The organism is Mesorhizobium sp. 1B3 (genome assembly GCF_050958605.1).
GTDB lineage: Bacteria > Pseudomonadota > Alphaproteobacteria > Rhizobiales > Rhizobiaceae.
On the sequence record NZ_JBJHDO010000004.1, the window covers coordinates 206,333 to 227,042 of the forward strand.

The 20,710-nt window shown below is 61.6% G+C and carries 19 protein-coding genes; 18 read left to right on the top strand and 1 reads right to left on the bottom strand.

Translation table 11 applies throughout. The features are described from left to right. Positions 1-49 precede the first annotated feature (49 nt). The 10 genes from tpiA to ACCO56_RS13055 all read left to right on the top strand — a co-directional run bounded on the left by tpiA (position 50) and on the right by ACCO56_RS13055 (position 10,820). Positions 50-823, top strand: a complete 774-nt coding sequence (tpiA, locus tag ACCO56_RS13010; RefSeq protein ID WP_433641180.1) for a triose-phosphate isomerase — start codon at positions 50-52, stop codon at positions 821-823. 143 nt (positions 824-966) lie between these two features. Beyond that, complete coding sequence (secG, locus tag ACCO56_RS13015; RefSeq protein ID WP_433641181.1) at positions 967-1,377, top strand: preprotein translocase subunit SecG; 411 nt, start codon at positions 967-969, stop codon at positions 1,375-1,377. A 294-nt stretch (positions 1,378-1,671) separates the two neighbouring features. Then, on the top strand, positions 1,672-2,742 hold the full coding sequence (locus ACCO56_RS13020) for a L,D-transpeptidase (protein WP_433641182.1): 1,071 nt from the start codon (positions 1,672-1,674) through the stop codon (positions 2,740-2,742). A 154-nt stretch (positions 2,743-2,896) separates the two neighbouring features. Continuing rightward, positions 2,897-4,525, top strand: coding sequence for a CTP synthase (locus tag ACCO56_RS13025; protein ID WP_433641183.1), 1,629 nt, complete (start codon positions 2,897-2,899; stop codon positions 4,523-4,525). Between the two features lie 335 nt (positions 4,526-4,860). Then, positions 4,861-6,099 (top strand): TCR/Tet family MFS transporter, encoded by a 1,239-nt coding sequence (locus ACCO56_RS13030; RefSeq protein WP_433641184.1) that lies wholly within the window; start codon positions 4,861-4,863, stop codon positions 6,097-6,099. Positions 6,100-6,231: 132 nt separating this feature from the next. Continuing rightward, on the top strand, positions 6,232-7,065 hold the full coding sequence (gene kdsA, locus ACCO56_RS13035; RefSeq protein ID WP_433641185.1) for a 3-deoxy-8-phosphooctulonate synthase: 834 nt from the start codon (positions 6,232-6,234) through the stop codon (positions 7,063-7,065). 69 nt (positions 7,066-7,134) lie between these two features. Then, positions 7,135-7,500: a PRC-barrel domain-containing protein gene (locus tag ACCO56_RS13040; RefSeq protein WP_433641513.1), complete on the top strand. Its 366-nt coding sequence runs from the start codon at positions 7,135-7,137 to the stop codon at positions 7,498-7,500. A gap of 122 nt (positions 7,501-7,622) precedes the next feature. Continuing rightward, positions 7,623-8,072, top strand: coding sequence for a redox-sensitive transcriptional activator SoxR (soxR, locus tag ACCO56_RS13045; protein WP_433641186.1), 450 nt, complete (start codon positions 7,623-7,625; stop codon positions 8,070-8,072). Between the two features lie 119 nt (positions 8,073-8,191). Then, positions 8,192-9,664, top strand: a complete 1,473-nt coding sequence (locus tag ACCO56_RS13050) for an MFS transporter (RefSeq protein ID WP_433641187.1) — start codon at positions 8,192-8,194, stop codon at positions 9,662-9,664. A 163-nt stretch (positions 9,665-9,827) separates the two neighbouring features. Beyond that, positions 9,828-10,820, top strand: coding sequence for an isopenicillin N synthase family dioxygenase (locus ACCO56_RS13055; protein WP_433641188.1), 993 nt, complete (start codon positions 9,828-9,830; stop codon positions 10,818-10,820). 7 nt (positions 10,821-10,827) lie between these two features. Here ACCO56_RS13055 and ACCO56_RS13060 read toward each other — a convergent pair whose 3' ends face one another. After that, entirely contained in the window at positions 10,828-11,841 is a 1,014-nt protein-coding gene (locus tag ACCO56_RS13060) for an Lnb N-terminal periplasmic domain-containing protein (protein WP_433641189.1), read from the bottom strand. A gap of 189 nt (positions 11,842-12,030) precedes the next feature. Between ACCO56_RS13060 and eno the strand changes: the two genes are divergently transcribed. The 8 genes from eno to lpdA all read left to right on the top strand — a co-directional run bounded on the left by eno (position 12,031) and on the right by lpdA (position 20,696). After that, positions 12,031-13,305 (top strand): phosphopyruvate hydratase, encoded by a 1,275-nt coding sequence (gene eno / locus ACCO56_RS13065; protein WP_433641190.1) that lies wholly within the window; start codon positions 12,031-12,033, stop codon positions 13,303-13,305. Between the two features lie 173 nt (positions 13,306-13,478). Beyond that, entirely contained in the window at positions 13,479-13,805 is a 327-nt protein-coding gene (locus ACCO56_RS13070; RefSeq protein WP_433641191.1) for an FtsB family cell division protein, read from the top strand. A gap of 185 nt (positions 13,806-13,990) precedes the next feature. Further along, a complete protein-coding gene (pdhA, locus tag ACCO56_RS13075) occupies positions 13,991-15,034 on the top strand; it encodes a pyruvate dehydrogenase (acetyl-transferring) E1 component subunit alpha (protein ID WP_433641192.1) in 1,044 nt (347 codons plus the stop codon). A 15-nt stretch (positions 15,035-15,049) separates the two neighbouring features. Beyond that, on the top strand, positions 15,050-16,441 hold the full coding sequence (locus ACCO56_RS13080) for a pyruvate dehydrogenase complex E1 component subunit beta (protein WP_433641193.1): 1,392 nt from the start codon (positions 15,050-15,052) through the stop codon (positions 16,439-16,441). Between the two features lie 15 nt (positions 16,442-16,456). Then, the gene (locus ACCO56_RS13085; RefSeq protein WP_433641194.1) at positions 16,457-17,845 is read left to right on the top strand and encodes a pyruvate dehydrogenase complex dihydrolipoamide acetyltransferase; all 1,389 of its coding nucleotides are present in this window, start codon (positions 16,457-16,459) and stop codon (positions 17,843-17,845) included. Between the two features lie 169 nt (positions 17,846-18,014). Next, positions 18,015-18,653: an SGNH/GDSL hydrolase family protein gene (locus tag ACCO56_RS13090; protein WP_433641195.1), complete on the top strand. Its 639-nt coding sequence runs from the start codon at positions 18,015-18,017 to the stop codon at positions 18,651-18,653. Between the two features lie 3 nt (positions 18,654-18,656). After that, entirely contained in the window at positions 18,657-19,232 is a 576-nt protein-coding gene (locus ACCO56_RS13095) for an N-acetyltransferase family protein (protein ID WP_433641196.1), read from the top strand. 18 nt (positions 19,233-19,250) lie between these two features. Then, on the top strand, positions 19,251-20,696 hold the full coding sequence (gene lpdA / locus ACCO56_RS13100; protein WP_433641197.1) for a dihydrolipoyl dehydrogenase: 1,446 nt from the start codon (positions 19,251-19,253) through the stop codon (positions 20,694-20,696). The last annotated feature ends 14 nt before the right edge of the window (positions 20,697-20,710 follow it).

Here is a 20,710-nt window from a genome sequence, read left to right on the forward strand (position 1 = left end):
TTTTTGCTAGTGAGGGCAGCATCCGCAACCTGAACAAGGAGCTCCACCGATGACGCCAGGAATTCGCCCGCTTGTCGCCGGGAACTGGAAAATGAACGGCACGAGCGCTTCCCTTGATGAGTTGCGCGCCATCGGCGAAGGGTTTCTGAGCGGCTTGGATTCCCATGCCGACGCCCTTGTCTGCGTCCCGGCGACATTGCTTTCCCGCGCAGCCGAGATCGTCGCCGGCCGCACGCCGGTCGAGCTTGGCGGCGAGGATTGCCACGCAGCCGCGAGCGGAGCCCATACCGGCGACATCTCCGCGGAGATGCTTAGGGATGCCGGCGCCAGCCATGTCATCGTCGGCCATTCGGAGCGCAGGACGGATCATGGCGAGACCGATGCGGTCGTGCATGCGAAGGCGGAGGCGGCATGGCGAGCCGGACTGGTGGCCATCATCTGCGTCGGCGAGACGAGAACCCAGCGGGAAAGCGGAGCCACGCTGGATGTCCTCTCGAAGCAGATCGCCGGCTCCGTTCCGACGCAAGCCCTCGCCACCAACGCGATCGTCGCCTACGAGCCGGTCTGGGCGATCGGCACCGGGCTCACGCCGACCGCCGGCGATGTGGCGGAGGCGCATGCTCATATACGCAAGGAACTGGCGGCGAAGCTCGGCAAACCGGCCGAGACGATCCGTATCCTGTATGGGGGCTCGGTGAAACCGTCGAATGCCGCGGAACTGCTCGCAGTGCGGAATGTCGACGGTGCTCTCGTCGGTGGCGCGAGCCTCAAGGCGTCGGATTTCCTCGGCATTGCCGAGGCTTATAAAACGATCAACTCATAACCGGGATTCGTTCTCGGCATTTGCAATTCCTCGCGCCGGCACCATATTCGGCCAACGGGCTTGGAAATGCCGCGAAACCCGTGTAAGGAGCCGCCTCCGATACGGGGCTGGCTGGCCTCCTCTTAAATTTGCCGGATCGCTTCATGCAAACCGTCCTCATTGTCATTCACCTGATGGTCGTCGTCGCGCTTGTCGGCGTCGTGCTCCTGCAGCGCTCGGAGGGCGGCGGCCTCGGCATCGGCGGTGGCTCCGGCTTCATGACCGCGCGCGGCGCGGCCAATGCGCTGACCCGCACGACCGGTATTTTGGCCATCGCTTTCTTCGTCACGTCGCTCGGCCTTTCGATCCTTGCACGTTATGGAGAACGGCCGATCGACATCCTGGACCGTGTGCCGACGCAGAACGAGCAAGGCGGAAGCGGTGGAGGCTCCGGAGTTCTGGATCAGCTCGGTGGCGGGCCCGCCGCGCCGACCCCGCCCTCCACGGACAATGCCGGCACGCCGCCTGCTGCTCCCGCGGCACCCGCCCAGCCTGGCGTTCCCAGCGGGCAGTAAGCGACACCCAAGTAGTATTCTTCCAGTGCCCGTCATGCGGGCACTTTTATTTCCGTCTGCTTTCCTAAACCTTGCAGTCGGACGCTGAGGCGCGGCCGAAGCGACCTGTTGTCGATTTGACACACACCATTACAAATAGTGATTCGACGCACGTTGCGCGCGCCTTGGACCTCTCATCCCGCTTGAGGGCCAGGGCGTTAACCGCTTATAAGCTTCATGGCGGCAGATTGGCCAGAGGGCTTGGGTTTCGGCCGGCCACCGCAGCGGCATTCGCATCAAAATTAGGTAACAGACATGAAGTTTCGTAGCCTGCTCATGCTCGGCCTCGGGGCCGCGCTTGTCTTGGGTCCATCCTCCATGGCGTCGGCCCAAAGCGCCCTCGACGTGACGAAGACTGCGGCCATGAGTGTGGAAAAGCCTAAGGTCAAGGAAACAGCCAAGGGTAAGAATACCCAGAAGAATAAGAACAACGCCAAGGCCAACAGCAAGTCGCAGGACAAGGGGAAGACTTCCGCGAAGGCGAAGAAGAATGGACCGCGGGAAGCTGAGGTCGCCAAGGCGCAGCCGGAGAATTTCTTTGCCGCGATCTTCAAGCCCATTCGTCGCGTCGAGAGCGCGCCGGAGAGCTCGCAGCCGCAGAGGAAGTTGACTGCCAAGGAGCGGCGTGCAGCTGAGAAAGCCGCCAAAGCCAGGCCGGAAGCTCCAGAGATCGAGCAGCCGGTACACGCGATCGTTGCGACGGGCAACAATGGCGAACTGCGCAGCGGGATGGCGACGCAGCAGAATAACGACCTCTTTTCGGCCCTTTTCGGCGGAACACCACGCCAGCAGCTCCTGCCCGAAACGCGCGCCCTGGACGCCGCGTTGGCCGCAAAGGAGGCGCGCAAGCAATTCAAGGTAAAGGCCGATTTCGAGCCCCAGGAAGTAGCATTCAGCGGCTATCCGCGTGGCACGATCGTCATCGACACCTCGGCCCGTTATCTCTACCTGGTCGAATCGTCGGGCACTGCGCGCCGCTATGCCATTGCGGTCGGGCGCGAGGGGCTGGAATTCAAAGGCAAGGCGACAGTCGGAGACAAGCAGGAATGGCCGCGCTGGATCCCGACCCTCGACATGCAGAAGCGCGAGCCCAAGAAGTACGGCCAGTACAAGGACGGCATGCCCGGCGGCCCCGACAATCCGCTCGGCGCCCGCGCGATTTATCTCTACCAGGGCAAGAAGGACACGCACATCCGCATCCATGGCACGAACCAGCCCCAGACGATCGGAACCAACTCATCGAACGGATGCTTCCGGATGGTCAACGACCACGTCAAGGACCTCTACAGTCGCGTGAAGATGGGCACGCAAGTCGTCGTTATGTGATCCGAGGGCATGCCGCTGATTGAAAGGCCGGCCATGTGCCGGCCTTTGTTTTGCCTCGATGGAACCAGCATGCCGTTTGGGTAACTGTTAAAAACAGTATCTTGGTCGTTTTCCTCTGGCGGAATCAGTTCCGGCGCGCTAAGCCCTGACTCCCATGGCGCGATATGTATTCATCACTGGCGGCGTGGTTTCCTCCCTTGGAAAAGGCATTGCCGCGGCAGCACTTGGGGCACTCTTGCAAGCACGCGGCTACCGTGTGCGGCTCAGGAAGCTCGATCCCTACCTGAATGTCGATCCGGGGACGATGTCGCCGTATCAGCACGGCGAAGTCTTCGTTACCGACGATGGAGCCGAAACCGACCTTGACCTCGGCCACTACGAACGCTTCACCGGCCGCTCCGCCAACCAGAGCGACAACATCACCACCGGCCGAATCTACCAGAACATCATCGAGCGCGAGCGGCGAGGCGACTACCTCGGCGCCACCGTGCAGGTCATCCCGCACGTCACAGACGAGATCAAGAACTTCATTCTCGACGGCAATGACGACTACGACTTCGTGCTCTGCGAGATCGGCGGGACGGTCGGCGACATCGAGGCGATGCCTTTTCTGGAGGCGATCCGTCAGCTCGGCAACGACCTGCCGCGCAACAATGCGGTCTATGTGCATCTGACTTTGATGCCGTACATTCCAACCGCGGGCGAGTTGAAGACCAAGCCGACCCAGCATTCCGTCAAGGAGTTGCGCAGCATCGGCATCGCGCCGGACGTGCTGCTGGTACGTGCCGACCGGCCGATCCCCAAGGAGGAGCGGCGCAAGCTCTCGCTCTTCTGCAACGTGCGTGAATCGGCTGTCATCCAGGCGCTGGACGTATCGCATATCTACGACGTGCCGATGGCCTATCACCAGGAAGGACTCGACGGCGAAGTGTTGGCTGCCTTCGGGATCGATCCGGCGCCGAAGCCGCGTATGGAGCGCTGGGACGAGATTTCCGACCGGATCCACAATCCGGAAGGTGAGGTGACGATCGCCGTCGTCGGCAAGTATACCGGCCTGAAGGACGCGTATAAGTCGCTGATCGAGGCGCTTTCCCATGGAGGCATGGCCAACCGGGTCCGCGTCAAGCTCGACTGGATCGAAAGCGAGGTCTTCGAAAAAGAGGATCCCGCGCCCTTCCTCGAGAAGGTGCATGGCATTCTGGTTCCCGGCGGCTTCGGCGAGCGTGGCTCCGAGGGCAAGATACTTGCCGCCCGCTTTGCTCGCGAGCGCAAGGTTCCTTATTTCGGCATCTGTTTCGGCATGCAGATGGCGTGCATCGAGGCGGCTCGGTCACTGGCCGGCATCGAGAACGCCTCGTCCACTGAATTCGGTCCCACCAGCGAGCCGGTCGTGGGCCTGATGACGGAATGGCTGAAGGGCAACATGCTCGAGAAACGCCAGGCGGCCGGCGATCTCGGCGGCACCATGCGGCTCGGCGCCTATGATGCCTCGCTTCAGCAGGGCTCGCGCATCGCTGAAATTTATGGTGGCACTCAGATCTCCGAGCGCCACCGTCACCGCTACGAGGTCAATATCGACTACAAGGAGCGACTGGAAGCCAGCGGTCTGGTCTTTGCGGGCATGTCGCCCGATGGCGTTCTGCCCGAGACCGTGGAATACCCGGATCACCCCTGGTTCATCGGTGTCCAGTACCATCCGGAACTGAAGAGCAGACCCTTCGAACCCCACCCGCTTTTTGCAAGCTTTATCGAGGCCGCTGTCGAGCAGTCACGGCTCGTTTAACACCAAACATTGCTCGTAAGGTGTGAACAGAAAGGAGGCGGACCGGAGCCGCCTTTCTGAGGGACCTATTCGTCGACGCGTTGTACGAGAACGCGTCGACCATTCCGATGGAGAAGCAGACGAGTTGCGCGGCCGTGAAGCGCCGCATGTCTTTACCTCGGTCTCGTTTTTTTCGGAAAGCCAGGCGTATCTTCCAGCTACCATTGCATGAACATTGCTTTTTCCGCGGGCCACTCGCACTCCCGACACTCGCCTGTCAGGAGAAACAAAGCCAGCCGCTGGCCATCAGACGGTTGCAGGACTATAAGGCCGCTCCCTTATGAAGAGCCGTAACAATGTCCGTGCTTTCCGGAAACCGCCGCAAGGCCGTCATAGCTTTCATCTTCGTCACCGCGGTACTCGATATCGTGGCGATGGGCATCATCATCCCGGTATTTCCTTCATTGATAGAGGAATTCGTGGGATCGAATGCCGATGCCGGCTGGATCAACGGTGTGTTCGTGGCCCTTTGGGCGGGCATGCAGTTTCTGGCTTCACCCGTGATCGGTTCGCTCTCGGACCAATATGGCCGCAGGCCAGTCATCCTTCTGTCCTGCGCCGGCCTCGCCGTCGACTACGTGCTGATGGCGCTCGCGCCCAATCTGTGGTGGCTGGCAGCCGGCCGTCTCATCGCCGGCGTCACCTCATCAAGCTTCACCACGGTTTTCGCCTATATGGCCGACATCACCCCTCCAGAGGGGAGGGCGCGGGCATATGGATTGATCGGCGCGGCTTTCTCCGGCGGCTTCGTGCTTGGGCCGCTGATCGGCGGCTTCCTCGGCGAGATCTCGCCGCGTGCGCCATTCTGGTTCGCGGCCGGCCTGTCCGGCGTCGCCTTCCTCTACGGCCTGTTCATCTTGCCGGAATCCCTGCCACTCAAGAACCGGATGCCATTCTCGTGGCGGCGGGCGAATCCGTTCGGTGCGATGAAGCTCCTTGCGTCGCATCCGGAACTATCCGGCCTGGCGGTAGTGAACTTCTTGCTACATTTCGCACATCACGTGTTTTCGGCTGTGTTCGTTCTCTATGCAGCCTATCGCTATGGCTGGAGCCCGTGGCAGGTTGGCGCCCTTTTGGCGCTAGTCGGCGTGCTCGACATGGCGGTGCAAGGGCTGTTGGTCGGTCCCGCGGTCAAGCGTTTCGGCGATCGGGCCGTCATGGTGTTTGGTTTGTTCGGCGGCTCGATCGGCATCGCCTCCATGGGCTTGGCACCCACGGGCTTGCTGTTCACATTGGCCATGGTCCCAAATGCGCTGTGGGGGTTGGCGATGCCGACGCTGCAATCGCTGATGACGCAGCATGTATCGGAATCCGAGCAAGGGCAGCTCCAGGGAGCGAATATGAGCGTGGCCAGCATCGCTGGCGTAGCTTCGCCGCTATTCTTTGGCGCGGTTTACGCTTTCACTTTGCGAGAGGATTCCTGGTTGCCGTTCTCCGGCACGGCTTTTCTTGTCGCTTCGCTGGTCCTGCTCGTCGGCGCACTGCTCGGCTGGTTCGTCGCGAAGCAGGCGCAACGCCGCGAACAGCCGGCATGACAAATCGCCCGGCGGGAGGTAAAAGCCGGGCGATATTACCAGGTTCGCTTATCGCTAACCGCTCTCCGCCGGAAAAGACGCCGCGCGATCCGGAATGCAGGGCGATGCTTAAATCCACCCGTTCGAGGCAGCATGACCATACCGAACAAGACCGTCTCAGCAGGCAAAGTCGCCTTTGGCAATGATGCGCCGCTCGCGCTGATCGCAGGCCCCTGCCAGCTCGAATCACGCCAGCATGCCTTCGACATGGCCGGCGCCCTGAAGGAGATGACTTCAAAGCTCGGGATCGGTTTTGTTTATAAGACCAGCTTCGACAAGGCGAACCGCACCTCACTGAAGGGAACACGCGGTGCAGGACTGGAAGCAGCTCTGCCTGTTTTCGCCGACATCCGGAAGACCTTCGGCGTACCTGTGCTGACAGATGTGCACACGGAAGAGCAGTGCCTCACCGTCGCCAAGGTCGTGGACATCCTTCAGATCCCGGCCTTCCTGTCACGGCAGACCGATCTTCTTGTCGCTGCCGCGCAAACCGGGAAGGTCGTCAATGTGAAAAAGGGGCAGTTCCTTGCGCCCTGGGACATGAAGAACGTCGTCGCCAAAGTGACCGGTTCGGGCAATCCGAACGTGCTTGTCACCGAGCGCGGCGTGTCGTTCGGGTACAATACGCTCGTGTCGGACATGCGAGCTCTCCCGATCATGGCCGAAATCGGCGCGCCCGTCATCTTCGACGCGACCCATTCCGTACAGCAGCCCGGCGGCCAAGGCGGCTCCTCGGGGGGAGAGCGCCGCTTCGTCGAAACGCTGGCGCGGGCGGCCGTCGCCGTCGGTGTGGCGGGCGTTTTCATCGAGACCCATCAGAACCCTGACAGCGCGCCTTCCGACGGACCGAACATGGTGCCGCTGGACCGTATGCCGGCGTTGCTCGAGCGGCTGATGGCCTTCGACAAGCTGGCCAAGTCGGTTTGATTCAAAGGGAACCATCGCGTCGCTCCGTCATTGCTCTTCCGTCACCGAGAAGAAGAAAGGAGCGCAATGATGACGACTCTCTCCGGCCACACAAACGCCATCACCGCCTCGCGCGTGATCGGGACCGAAGTCTACAACACGGCGGGCGATCATATCGGCACGATCCAGGACATCATGCTCGAGAAGACGTCGAACGGAATCATGTTCGCCGTTATCGGGTTTGGGGGATTCCTCGGAATCGGCGAGAAATATCACGCTGTCCCTTGGTCCGTGCTCGACTACGATGAAAATCAAGGCGGTTACGTCGTGCCGTTCACGAGGGAACAGCTCCAGGCTGCGCCTGCCTATTCCGTCGAGGAGCTGACTCGCGACGACGGCCAAGCCGCCCGTGATGCTTCCTATGCCTACTACAAGGTCGAGCCCTACTGGCACTGAGCCGCCGGCATCGATGCACAGATCGGAATGGACGGCCTCGCCCCGCGGGGCCGTTCACGTTCCGTCTTGATCCCGGGTGGCGATTACAGCTATCACAACCTCGATATTAATCGAGGTTTAAAATGCAAGGTGCCAAGAGTACACTTACCGTCGGCGATGTCGCCAGGCGCAGTGGCGTTCCCGTTTCGACAGTGCATTTCTATGAGGCGAAAGGGCTGATCGCGGGATGGCGCACCGAGGGAAATCAACGTCGTTACCATCGGGCTGTCCTGCGCCGCATCGCGATCATCAAAATCGCGCAGCGCGCCGGCATCCCACTCGCCGTCATCAACGACGCGCTGGCCGACCTGCCGCACGATCATGTGCCGAACGCGCAGGATTGGCGGCGCTTCACGGATGCCTGGAAGGATATGCTGGAGGAGAGGATTATCAGCCTCATGCAACTACGTGACCAGATCGCGAGTTGCATAGGCTGCGGCTGTCTTTCCCTGGAGGAGTGCCCGTTAAGGAACCCAGGTGACGAACTGGGCAGACAAGGGCCAGGCCCCCGGCGGCTGGTCCCAAGGCGATGACGAGGTCTCCATTCATTTTGTCGCACTCCAGACAGCGGTAACTGCCTTGACTTGAAGTATGGTTGAGCTTCTACAAGCAGTGTCGGCTAGCGACAAGGGTCGCGTCATGGAGGCCGACATTGCAAAGCAACACCCACCAGACACTTGCATCGAATTCGGAGAACGCGGCTTCGGCAGGCGATGAGGAGGTGCCCGCCGGCTGGGGGGATCTTCTGAGCGGCAAGAACGGCGTCTACGCGCTCGCACTCGCCGGCGGCGTCACGCTGCATGCCGTCAATATGTACATTGCAACGACCGTCATGCCTTCCGTCATCGCCGAGATCGGTGGCCTCGATTTCTATGCATGGGCAACGACACTCTTCGTCGTGGCATCCATCCTCGGCGCCGCTCTCACTGCGAAACTCCTCAAGAGGAGCGGTCCCCGAAGCGCCTATGTCATCGCGACCCTGCTTTTCGGGACAGGCACGCTGATCTGCTCCCTGGCCATCAACATGCCGGTCATGTTGGTGGGACGAAGCGTCCAGGGGCTCGGCGGCGGATTTCTCTACGCCTTGGCTTACGGACTGACGCGGATCGTGCTTCCCGAGCGGCTTTGGGGTCGGGCAATCGGCCTGATATCTGCCATGTTCGGTGTTGCGACGCTGGTGGGGCCAGCCATCGGAGGCGCATTCGCCGAATACAGCGCCTGGCGGGCGGCATTCTGGTCCCTGTTGCCTTTCGCGGGCATGTTCGCGCTGGTGGCCTATCTGACACTCCCGAGAAGCAGCTGGGACAAGAACGAGAGATCTTCGGTACCATTCCTGCAACTGGCCTTGCTGACCGGAGCGGTTCTTGCGGTGTCGGCCGGCAGCCTATCGGCGGATCTGAAATGGAACATGGCGGGCCTTGCCGCGGGCCTGGGGATGATCGCATGCATCACCGCGATCGAGCGAAAGGCAGGCGCCAGGCTTCTTCCGAGGAAGTCATTCAATATCGCCACGCCGCTCGGGGCTCTCTACCTGACCATCGCCTTGCTGATGGCCAGCATGCAGCCCGAAATTTTCGTGCCCTACCTGCTCCAGAAGCTGCACGCGCAATCGCCGCTCTGGGCCGGCTACCTTGCGGCTCTCATGGCGATAGGCTGGACGGCAGCTTCGTTCTTGAGCTCACGATGGCACGAGAAAAGGGGCGATCGTCTCGTCCTCGGCGGACCTCTACTGGTCTTGATCGGACTGATCCTCCTTGCCGTGTTCCTGCCTGTCCACGGTGCCGGCGACTGGACGCTGCTCCTGCCCATCTGCCTTGGATTGATCCTGATCGGATTCGGGATCGGCCTGGCATGGCCAAGCCTGGTGACCCGCGTCTATCAGAGCGCGCCTGCGACCGAGCAGGATCTCGCGGCGGGCGGCATGACGACGGTCCAGCTCTTCGCCATGGCGTTCGGTACGGCCTGCGCCGGCATGGTCGCCAATTTTGCTGGGATCGCCGATCCTGGCGGGGTCGGCGGCGCCTCGAGCGCCGCGCTCTGGCTGGCTGGTGTGTTCGCCCTTGCTCCAGCGCTGTGCATCGTGATCGCCCTGAAAGTGGTTCGCCTCACCGGCGCGAAGCATTGACCCTGCTGGCCGGACATCCGGCGCCTGTCGGTGGCGAGCTCCTTCGGGTCGTCGCCGACGAATCCCGGGATGATCTGTTTCAACATTGAATTCTACCCTGGCCGGTTACGCCCGCTATGCTTCTTGCTTTAAGCTGGCGGGCGGCTAATCAGGAGGACCACGCATGCCGGCCACCCCATTTCCCGTTTTCGACCTTTCACGATTCGAAGGGGCCGACGCAGCCGGCAAGCAACTCCTCGGCCGAGAGGTCGACCGGATATGCCGCGCCACCGGCTTTCTTGCGATCAGCGGCCATTCCGTATCCCAGGAAATCATCGATGCAGCCTGGCAAAAGGCCCACGCTTTCTTCGATGAACCCTTGGCCGTGAAGGAAAAGGCGAGGGCGCCTTATCCCGGTTATCCCTACGGCTATCTCGGGCCGGGAGCCGAAGCCTTGGCGAAATCGAAGAATGTCGACACGCCACCAGACCTGAAGGAAAGCTTCAACGGCGGTCCGCTCGCGACGCCGGAAGGGCTTACGGACCCGCAAGCGCTTGCCTTCTGTTATGCCGATACGATCTGGCCCGAGGCGCCCACGGGATTCAGGTATGCATGGCAAGCCTATTATCGCGCGATGGAGGATTTGGCCGCGCGCATCATGCGTGTCTTCGCAACCGCGCTCTCACTGCCCGAGGATTTTTTTGAGCCCTTCATAGAAAGGCCGATCAGTGCCCTGCGCGCGCTCAACTACCCCGAGCCGCTCGTGACCCCACAGCCGGGGCAATTGCGCGCCGGGGCACATACCGACTACGGGAGCCTGACCATTCTCTTGCCGCAGGCCGGATCCGGCGGACTCGAGATCTTCACGCCGGAAGGCGAGTGGCGGGCCGTGCCACCTGTCCCCGGTGCCTTCATCATCAACATCGGCGACCTGATGGCGCGATGGACGAATGACCGCTGGGTCTCCACCCTGCATCGTGTCGTCAACCCCGACATCGAAGCGGGCAAGTCGAGCCGCCGCCAATCCTTCGCCTTTTTTCACCAGCCCAATTGGCATGCCGAGGTCGCCTGCCTGGAGTCTTGCCTGGCGTCGGGAGAAAAGCCCCGCTACGAACCCGTCCTGTCCGGCCCGTATCTGATGTCGAAATTCCAGGCCACCGTGAAGCCGGCGGCTTGATCCTCGTCTATTCGGATCTGATCGGGGAAGGCACGCCGACACGGATCGCCTTTGAGAAGTCAGGTGACGAGAGACCCACGGCCTGAGCACGCTCATCGATATGGGCAGCGGCTTTGAGGGCTTGCAGCGGGAAACCGCTTGCCAGCGCGCCCCTGCTGTAGGCGTATTCGGGCAGATAGCCATTGACGATGAGCCGCCAGTCAAAGGGAGCGACATCCCCAACGGCCCGCATCATCTTCCAGATCGTGGTGGTGCAGTTCGTCGTGAGTGAATTGTAGAACTGCGGCCTCACCGAGAGCTCGTTGGCGTCGGAGACATATTCGAGAAGGAGAGCTCGGGCGGCGACTGGGGAGACGTTCAGGCGATAGAGCTGCACGTCTTCTCGCCGGATGTTCGAGCGCAGGCCGACGACATCGCGCTCGTCGGCTGCGACAATCACCAGGGGATTGCTCTTGAAGAGGTCGGCAATCGGCGAGAAGGCGCCGCCGACCCGGCGACGCACCTCGATCGACCAGGCGAGATGCCCGCCGCCTTCGAAGCCGAAGCTCATGATCACATGGGCCATTTCAGGACCTGCCCAATAAGACATGAAAAGATCAAGTGTGCGAAGCTTCGACAGGTCGTAGCTGCGCGTAACCCAACTCTCGCCGAAGTCTGTTTCGCCGCGCCATTCGAAATTGCGGACACCGGCTAAGGTGAGCACGTCGTCCTCGATTGTCCCCGTAACTTGGCGTGCGACATCCGCGGACCAATCGACGTCGACAGGTGGCTTGATGGTGCTCCACCAGGCCAGGAGGGAAGCAAAGACGACGGCATAGCCGATGACCGCGAACCGTCGATGGCGGCCGAAAAGCGCGATGACGGTCGCGATGCCGAGCAAGCCAAACAGTCCTGCCGAAAAACCTCTTGCCGCTTCGGACGCCGGCAGGCGAAACCACAACGCCAGAGCGGCCCACAGGGTCGTGGCGACGATGACCGCGATGAGCAGGAGCAGGGACAAGCGGCCTAGGGTACGACGCAATTCGACCTCCTCCACGGCGATTCCGATCGCCGCAGCCTATTCCGCAATCAAAGCATAGAGGAGGGGCTGTTGATTACCGGATGAGTAGCAAACGTGACGACTTAATCGCTGCCCTGCGATTGCCTTTTATGGCGCATTGGCTAAGAGGGGCACGGCCTTCCTATTGCTTGATCGAGGGGATTTTCCTGCATGACCGCCATAGTTGAAATCGTCGGACGCGAAATCCTGGACAGCCGCGGCAATCCGACCGTGGAAGTGGATGTGGTGCTGGAAGACGGTTCGACGGGCCGCGCTGCGGTGCCTTCCGGCGCGTCGACCGGAGCACACGAAGCTGTGGAGCTCCGTGATGGCGGCACGCGGTATCTTGGCAAGGGCGTGGAGCGCGCCGTGGATGCCGTCAATGGCGAGATTTTCGAAGCGATCGGCGGCATGGAGGCCGAGAACCAGATCCACATCGACCAGACGATGATCGAGCTCGACGGCACGTCCAACAAGAGCAGGCTGGGTGCCAACGCCATCCTCGGCGTGTCGCTCGCGGTGTCGAAAGCTGCGGCCGCGGCGGCGGGCCTCCCGCTCTATCGCTATGTCGGCGGCCCGAACGCACGCGTCCTTCCCGTGCCGATGATGAACATCATCAACGGTGGGGCACATGCCGACAATCCGATCGACTTCCAGGAATTCATGATCATGCCCGTCGGGGCGCCGACGTTGCGCGACGCGGTGCGCTGGGGATCGGAGATCTTCCATACGTTGAAGAAGCGCCTCAAGGAAGCCGGCCACAACACGAATGTGGGCGACGAAGGCGGCTTCGCGCCCAACCTCAAGAGCGCGCAGGCTGCGCTGGATTTCGTCATGCAGTCGATCGAGGCGGCGGGATACAAGCCCGGCGAAGAGGTTGCCCTCGCACTTGATTGCGCCGCGACCGAATTCTTCAAGGACGGCAACTATGTCTACGAGGGCGAGCGCAAGACGCGCGATCCCAAGGCCCAGGCAAAATATCTCGCCAAGCTCGTCGCCGACTACCCGATCATTTCGATTGAGGACGGCATGGCGGAGGACGACTGGGACGGGTGGAAGGCGCTGACAGATCTCGTCGGCAAGACGACGCAACTCGTCGGCGACGACCTCTTCGTCACGAACTCGGCTCGCTTGCGCGACGGCATCCGCATGGGGGTTGCCAACTCCATCCTAGTGAAGGTCAATCAGATCGGCTCGCTCACGGAAACGCTCGACGCGGTCGAGACGGCCCACAAGGCAAGCTACACGGCCGTCATGTCGCACCGTTCCGGAGAGACGGAAGATTCCACCATTGCCGACCTGGCCGTTGCCACCAATTGCGGGCAGATCAAGACCGGCTCACTGGCCCGCTCGGACCGGCTCGCGAAATACAATCAGCTCATCCGTATCGAGGAAGAGCTGGGCACGCAGGCGCGCTACGCCGGCAAGGGCATCCTCAAGGGGTAAGGCACAGGCCGGCCGGAACAGCTGCAGATGCTCGACGCCGGGAGAGCGCCCGCTCTTCCGGCGTCGCCGCGTCAGATCCCCGATTTTCCCGAAGCGGCGTTCACTTCAGGTCCGCTCTGTAACCCGCCATTAATCATGACGGGGCACAGTGGGCGCGGAAAGGAATGCCGCCCATGTGGACACGCCAGCACAAGAAGAGAAATACCGGTAGACTGATCGTCCCGGCGATTTCGGCAGCCTTCCTCGCTTATTTCGGGTTCCATGCCTATAATGGGGAATTCGGCATCTACTCGCGTTACCAGTACGAGGCGCGGACTGTCGAGCTGAAGGCCCAACTCGAAGGCGTAAAGGCGCGCCGGATGGAGCTGGAACGGCGCGTGCAGCTTCTCCAAGACGGAACGCTGGAGAAGGACATGCTCGACGAACAGGCGCGCCGGGCGCTCAATCTCTCGCATTCCGACGAGATCACCATTATGCGCCCGCGCTCTTCGAGAAATTAACTGAATTTACGTTAATCGAAAATATGCCAATAATTACAATTGGTTAGAATGCATATCAGCCATGCGTTTTTCCGCATGGCCGAAGTGTCTTTCGCGTGTTAGCTTCCTTCTGTTCAGTGGGGAGGAGCATCTTTTGGCAGGCCTCCCGACCATGTCCGTGAAGAGACAGTCACAGGGAGCGATGAATGGCGACTGCCGCTAAGAAGGCACCGGCGAAATCGAAGCCGGATGGAAAGTCCCCCTCAGCAATAACGACGCCGAAACCGGTGGAATTCACCAAGGAGCAGGAGCTGTCCGCCTATCGCGACATGCTGCTGATCCGTCGTTTCGAGGAGAAAGCCGGCCAGCTCTACGGAATGGGATTCATTGGCGGCTTCTGCCATCTCTATATCGGCCAGGAGGCCGTGGTCACAGGTCTCAAAATGGCAATGGCGGACGGCGATCAGATGATCACCGCTTATCGCGATCACGGTCACATGTTGGCCATGGACATGTCCCCGCGCGGCGTCATGGCCGAATTGACAGGACGCCGGGGTGGCTATTCCAAGGGGAAGGGCGGCTCCATGCACATGTTCTCCAAGGAAAAGAATTTCTATGGCGGTCATGGCATCGTGGGCGCCCAGGTGTCTCTCGGCACCGGATTGGCTTTCGCCAATCGGTATCGCGACAATAAGTTCGTCTCGCTGACCTTCTTCGGCGACGGTGCTGCCAACCAGGGGCAGGTCTACGAAAGCTTCAACATGGCTTCGCTCTGGAAGCTCCCGGTCGTCTACATCATCGAGAACAATCGTTACGCCATGGGCACCTCGGTCGCGCGCTCGTCGGCCGAGACCGACTTTTCGCATCGCGGCGCCTCCTTCCGCATCCCCGGCATCCAGGTCGACGGCATGGACGTGCGCGCCGTGAAGGCGGCGGGCGATCTTGCTCTCGAATATTGCCGCTCCGGCTCTGGGCCGATCATCCTCGAGATGCAGACTTATCGTTATCGGGGCCATTCCATGTCGGACCCGGCGAAATACCGCTCGAAGGACGAAGTCCAGAAGATGCGGTCCGAACATGATCCGATCGAGCAGGTGAAGGCACGGCTGCTCGACAAGAAATGGGCGAGCGAGGACGATCTGAAGGCGATCGACAAGGAGGTGCGCGATGTCGTGGCCGACGCCGCGGATTTCTCGCAGACCGATCCCGAGCCGGACGTCTCCGAGCTCTGGACCGACGTGACGCTTTGAAAGGGGGGCAGGGACATGCCGATCGAAATTCTGATGCCGGCGCTCTCGCCCACCATGGAAGAGGGCAATCTCTCGAAATGGTTGAAGAACGAGGGAGACAAGATTTCCGCCGGCGACGTCATCGCCGAAATCGAGACGGACAAGGCGACCATGGAGGTCGAGGCCGTCGATGAAGGCACGCTCGGCAAGATTCTCGTCCAGGCCGGCGCCGAGGGCGTGAAGGTCAATACGCCGATCGCCGTGCTGCTGCAGGATGGAGAAACAGTCGGCGACATAGGCAAGGGCAACGGGGGAGCGCCGGCGAAAGCCGAGGCGCCCGCCGAGCCGGAAGCGCCGGCAACGAGCCAGGCGGAAGCGTCCGCGCCGGTTTCGGCCGCGCCCAAGGTCGAAGTCGCCGCCGATCCGGACATCCCGGCCGGCACCGAGATGGTCACCATGACGGTACGCGAGGCGCTGCGCGATGCCATGGCCGAGGAGATGCGCCGGGATCCCGAGGTCTTCGTCATGGGCGAAGAGGTCGCCGAATACCAGGGCGCCTACAAGGTCACCCAGGGTCTGCTGCAGGAGTTCGGCTCCAGGCGGGTCGTCGATACGCCGATCACCGAACACGGCTTCGCGGGCGTCGGGGTAGGCGCCGCCATGGCCGGACTGAAGCCGATCGTCGAGTTCATGACCTTCAACTTCGCCATGCAAGCGATCGACCAGATCGTCAATTCGGCGGCGAAGACGCTTTACATGTCCGGTGGCCAGATGGGTGCGCCGATCGTCTTCCGCGGCCCCAATGGTGCCGCCGCCCGCGTCGCCGCCCAGCATAGCCAGGACTATGCCGCCTGGTACAGCCACATACCGGGCCTCAAGGTCGTCGTGCCCTATACGGCGGCCGATGCGAAAGGCTTGCTCAAGGCGGCCATACGCGATCCGAATCCGGTGATATTCCTAGAGAACGAGATCCTCTACGGCCACTCCTTCGAAGTGCCGAAGCTGGATGATTTCGTGCTGCCGATCGGCAAGGCGCGTGTCCATAAGGCAGGAAAGGATGTGACCATCGTATCCTTCGGCATCGGCATGACCTATGCAGTGAAGGCCGAGGCGGAACTGCGCGAGATGGGGATCGACGCCGAGATCATCGATTTGCGCACCATCCGGCCAATGGACCTCGATACGGTTGTCGCCTCGGTGAAGAAGACCAACCGCCTGGTCGTCGTGGAGGAAGGTTTCCCGCAATCTTCCGTCGGAGACTTCATCGCCAACCAGGTGTCGCAGCGAGCCTTCGATTATCTTGATGCACCGGTCATCACCATCGCCGGCAAGGATGTGCCGATGCCTTATGCGGCGAATCTCGAGAAGCTCGCACTGCCGAATGTCGGCGAGATTGTCGCTGCGGTGAAGACCGTCACTTATCGCTAGGCCGGGGAGAGAGTCATGCCGATCAATATCACCATGCCGGCGCTCTCGCCCACCATGGAAGAGGGCAATCTGTCGAAGTGGCTGGTCAAGGAAGGTGACAAGGTCTCCCCCGGTGATGTGATCGCCGAGATCGAGACCGACAAGGCCACCATGGAAGTGGAGGCCGTCGACGAAGGCACCGTCGCCAAGCTCGTCGTTCCGGCAGGGACCGAAGGCGTCAAGGTCAATGCGCTCATCGCCATCCTTGCTGGGGAGGGCGAAGACGCCGCCACTGCGGCAAAAGGCAACGGCGAGTCCAAGGCAGCTGCCGAGCCGGCGAAGGTTGAAGCCAAGGCCGCCGCTGCTGAGCCGGAGAGGGCCGGGGCCAAGCCGGAAACCAAGACGGCCGGGAACGCTAACGCGCAGCCGGCCGAGGCCCCGAAACCTGCGGCTCAGCCAATTGAGCCTACGGATGGCGGGCGCGTCTTCGCGTCACCGCTTGCCCGGCGCCTTGCCAAGGACGCCGGCATCGATGTTTCCGCGGTCAAGGGATCGGGGCCGCATGGCCGTGTTGTCAAGGCCGATGTCGACGCCGCGATTGCCGGCGGTGTTCAGGCCGCGCCAGGCGCGGCGGCGCCGGCTGGTGCCCCGGCACAGGCTCCTGCCGCTAAGCCGATGTCCGACGATGCCGTGCTGAAGCTCTTTGAGCCCGGATCCTACGAACTCGTCCCGCATGACAACATGCGCAAGACGATCGCCCGTCGGCTCGTCGAGGCGAAGACCACGATTCCGCATTTCTATCTCACGTTGGATTGCGAAATCGATGCGCTGCTCGCGTTGCGCAAGCAGCTCAACGAGGCAGCGCCGACAATGAAGAGCGACAAGGACGACGTGCCGGCCTACAAGCTTTCGGTCAACGATATGATCATCAAAGCCATGGCCATGGCTTTGATGGCCGTTCCAGAGGCCAATGCCTCATGGACGGACAGCGCCATGATCAAGCACAAGCACGCCGACGTGGGGGTGGCTGTGTCGATTCCAGGCGGTCTGATCACACCGATCGTGCGCAAGGCCGACCAGAAGACCTTGTCGGTCATTTCCAACGAAATGAAAGACTTGGCCTCGCGCGCTCGCAACCGCAAGCTCAAGCCCGAGGAATATCAGGGCGGAACGACCGCCGTGTCCAACCTCGGCATGTTCGGAATCAAGGATTTCTCCGCCGTGATAAATCCGCCCCACACCACGATCCTTGCAGTAGGGGCGGGAGAGGAACGCGCCGTGGTCAAGGACGGCGAGATCAAGATCCTCAACATGATGACCGTCACGCTTTCCACCGACCATCGAGCGGTCGACGGTGCACTGGGGGCCGAACTTCTCGTCGCGTTCAAACGCTACATCGAGAACCCGATGGCGATGCTCGTATAGCGGCTATTGATGTTGGCGGGGTTCTCCCGCAGTTCCGCCGGCAGTCCGGCCGGCGGAGAAGTCCATGGAGGAACTGCGGCCGGTCTATGCTGCCGCAGGGGACAAAAGGCGGTTACACGTGGTGCGACCGTGAACCGTCGGCGACGTTCAACCGAGGGGGAGTGAGAAGATGAAGTCAGTTCTCTGTTACGGCGACTCGTTGACCTGGGGCTACAATGCCGAAGGCCCGTCACGCCACGCTTATGCGGACCGGTGGCCGAGCATACTCCAAGGTGAACTCGGCTCGACCGTGAATGTAATCGCCGACGGACTGAACGGCCGGACCACGGCCTTTGACGACCATCTGGCAGGCGAGGATCGCAATGGCGCCCGCACCCTGCCGGTCGTTCTCGGTACTCATTCGCCGCTCGATCTCGTCATCATCATGCTTGGCGCCAACGACATGAAGCCATGGATCCATGGCAACGCGTTCGTTTCCAAGCACGGCATGGCGCGTCTGGCACAGATTGTCCGGACGCATCCCTACCAGCTTAATGCTCCCGCACCCGAGTTGCTCATCGTATCACCGCCCGCCGTGTCGCGAACCGATAATGTCGAATTTTCCCAAGCCTTCGCCGGCGGCAACGAGGCGTCGCGGCACCTTGCCATGCATTATGCCGCGCTCGCCGAGGAGATCGGCTGTCATTTCTTCGATGCCGGCACCGTCGCCCGGACGACCCCGCTAGATGGCGTCCATCTCGACGCCGAAAACACCCGAGCCATAGGCAAGGCTCTCGCGCCGATGGTGCGGCGCATCCTGGAGAGCTGATCGTTGGCAAACGGCCTGACGATACGAGTTGCGGAAAAGCGCGACGCCGCCGAGCTGGCGATCCTGGTCGACATTTCCTCGCATGGCTTGGCTTCATGGCTCTGGGACGGCGCGGTGCTCGACGGTTCAGTCGATACGGCCCTCGAAAAGGGCCGGCTCGTCATGCGGGACGACCCACGTGAAGGGTGGCAGAGCGCAGTCCTTGCCGAATGGAACGGCGACGTGGCCGGTGTTTCGATCTCGTATCGTGTGGACCAAAAGGTGGCCGACCAGTCGGCGGCGCATCCGGTCGTGGAGCCGATCCTTACACTGCAGCGGCTAGCGATCGGCAACCGCTTCATCGACAGCCTGGGTGTCTATCGCGAGCATCGCGGCAAAGGCATAGGCCGCGCACTCGTCGAACATGAGATCGCGAGGGCGGACGAGCCTATCAGCTTGATAACGGAAAGCCACAATATGAAGGCGTTGAGGCTCTACCGCTCATGCGGCTTTGCGGAGATCTCGCGCAAGGCGGCGGTGCCGCGCCTTCCCGACGACGAGCGGCACGACTGGGTGCTGCTCACGCGAAACCCGGCGTAGATAAAGGCAGTAAGGAAGATGGCCGAAAATTACGACGTGATCATCATCGGTTCGGGCCCAGGCGGTTACGTGACCGCCGTGCGCTCGGCGCAACTCGGCTTCAAGACGGCGATCGTGGAGCGGGAGCACCTGGGCGGCATCTGCCTGAACTGGGGCTGCATTCCGACCAAGGCCCTGCTGCGGTCGGCCGAAATACTGCATTATGCCGAGAACGCGAAGGACTACGGCCTGCGGATCGACGGCAAGGTAAGCGCCGACGTGGCGGCGATCGTCGACCGGTCCCGCAAAGTGTCGACAAGACTCAACAACGGCGTCGCCTTCCTGATGAAAAAGAACAAGGTGGACATGATCTGGGGCGAGGCGAAACTCACCAAGCCGGGTGAGGTCGTCGTTTCCAAGTCTTCGAAGAAGCCGATGGAGCCGCAGCCCGCCACGCCGAAAGGCACCAAGGGCGAGGGCACCTATAGTGCCAAGCATATCATTCTCGCGACCGGCGCGCGTCCGCGCGTGCTGCCCGGCATCGAGCCTGACGGCAAGCTGGTCTGGACCTATTTCGAGGCCATGGTACCAAAGGAGCTGCCGAAGTCGCTTCTGGTCGTGGGCTCCGGCGCGATCGGCATCGAATTCGCGTCTTTCTATCGTACCTTGGGCGCCGACGTGACGGTGGTCGAGATGATGCCTGCGGTCATGCCAGTCGAGGATGCCGAGATATCGGCCTTCGCCAAGAAGCAGTTCGAGAAACAGGGCATGAAGATCCTGCTCGAGGCCAAGGTCGCCAAGGTCGAGAAGGGCGCCAATTCGATCACGGCCCATGTCGAGCTGAAGGATGGCAAGGTCGAGAAGATCGCCGCCGACCGGATGATATCCGCCGTCGGCGTGCAGGGCAACATCGAAAATCTGGGCCTGGAGGCGCTCGGCGTGAAAACCGACCGTGGCGTCGTCGTCACCGATGGTTACGGCCGCACGAACGTACCCGGCATCTATGCGATCGGCGACGTGGCCGGCCCGCCGATGCTCGCCCACAAGGCCGAGCACGAGGGAGTCATCTGCGTCGAGAAGATCGCCAATGTGCCGGGCGTCCATGCGCTCGACAAGTCGCGCATCCCCGGCTGCACCTATTGCAACCCTCAGGTTGCTTCCGTCGGGTTGACCGAACAGAAGGCAAAAGCGGAAGGGCGGGATATCCGGGTCGGCCGCTTCCAGTTCGGCGCCAATGGCAAGGCAATCGCGCTCGGCGAGGATCAAGGTTTCGTCAAGACGATCTTCGACAAGAAAACGGGCGAGCTGCTCGGAGCTCATATGATAGGCGCCGAGGTCACTGAACTGATCCAGGGTTTCGTCGTGGCCATGAATCTCGAAACCACCGAGGAAGAGCTCATGCACACGGTCTTCCCGCACCCGACCTTGTCGGAAATGATGAAGGAGAGCGTGCTCGATGCCTATGGACGCGTGCTGAATGCATGACAGAGGCGCGTTTG

What these genes read in the sequence shown, in the direction of transcription:
- pdhA (WP_433641192.1), top strand. Translation starts at nt 13,991, where the DNA reads ATGGCGACTGCCGCTAAGAAGGCACCGGCGAAATCGAAGCCGGATGGA.
- tpiA (WP_433641180.1), top strand. Translation starts at nt 50, where the DNA reads ATGACGCCAGGAATTCGCCCGCTTGTCGCCGGGAACTGGAAAATGAAC.
- ACCO56_RS13055 (WP_433641188.1), top strand. Translation starts at nt 9,828, where the DNA reads ATGCCGGCCACCCCATTTCCCGTTTTCGACCTTTCACGATTCGAAGGG.
- kdsA (WP_433641185.1), top strand. Translation starts at nt 6,232, where the DNA reads ATGACCATACCGAACAAGACCGTCTCAGCAGGCAAAGTCGCCTTTGGC.
- ACCO56_RS13040 (WP_433641513.1), top strand. Translation starts at nt 7,135, where the DNA reads ATGACGACTCTCTCCGGCCACACAAACGCCATCACCGCCTCGCGCGTG.
- ACCO56_RS13030 (WP_433641184.1), top strand. Translation starts at nt 4,861, where the DNA reads ATGTCCGTGCTTTCCGGAAACCGCCGCAAGGCCGTCATAGCTTTCATC.
- ACCO56_RS13025 (WP_433641183.1), top strand. Translation starts at nt 2,897, where the DNA reads ATGGCGCGATATGTATTCATCACTGGCGGCGTGGTTTCCTCCCTTGGA.
- ACCO56_RS13085 (WP_433641194.1), top strand. Translation starts at nt 16,457, where the DNA reads ATGCCGATCAATATCACCATGCCGGCGCTCTCGCCCACCATGGAAGAG.
- ACCO56_RS13090 (WP_433641195.1), top strand. Translation starts at nt 18,015, where the DNA reads ATGAAGTCAGTTCTCTGTTACGGCGACTCGTTGACCTGGGGCTACAAT.
- soxR (WP_433641186.1), top strand. Translation starts at nt 7,623, where the DNA reads ATGCAAGGTGCCAAGAGTACACTTACCGTCGGCGATGTCGCCAGGCGC.
- ACCO56_RS13080 (WP_433641193.1), top strand. Translation starts at nt 15,050, where the DNA reads ATGCCGATCGAAATTCTGATGCCGGCGCTCTCGCCCACCATGGAAGAG.
- lpdA (WP_433641197.1), top strand. Translation starts at nt 19,251, where the DNA reads ATGGCCGAAAATTACGACGTGATCATCATCGGTTCGGGCCCAGGCGGT.
- secG (WP_433641181.1), top strand. Translation starts at nt 967, where the DNA reads ATGCAAACCGTCCTCATTGTCATTCACCTGATGGTCGTCGTCGCGCTT.
- eno (WP_433641190.1), top strand. Translation starts at nt 12,031, where the DNA reads ATGACCGCCATAGTTGAAATCGTCGGACGCGAAATCCTGGACAGCCGC.
- ACCO56_RS13020 (WP_433641182.1), top strand. Translation starts at nt 1,672, where the DNA reads ATGAAGTTTCGTAGCCTGCTCATGCTCGGCCTCGGGGCCGCGCTTGTC.
- ACCO56_RS13070 (WP_433641191.1), top strand. Translation starts at nt 13,479, where the DNA reads ATGTGGACACGCCAGCACAAGAAGAGAAATACCGGTAGACTGATCGTC.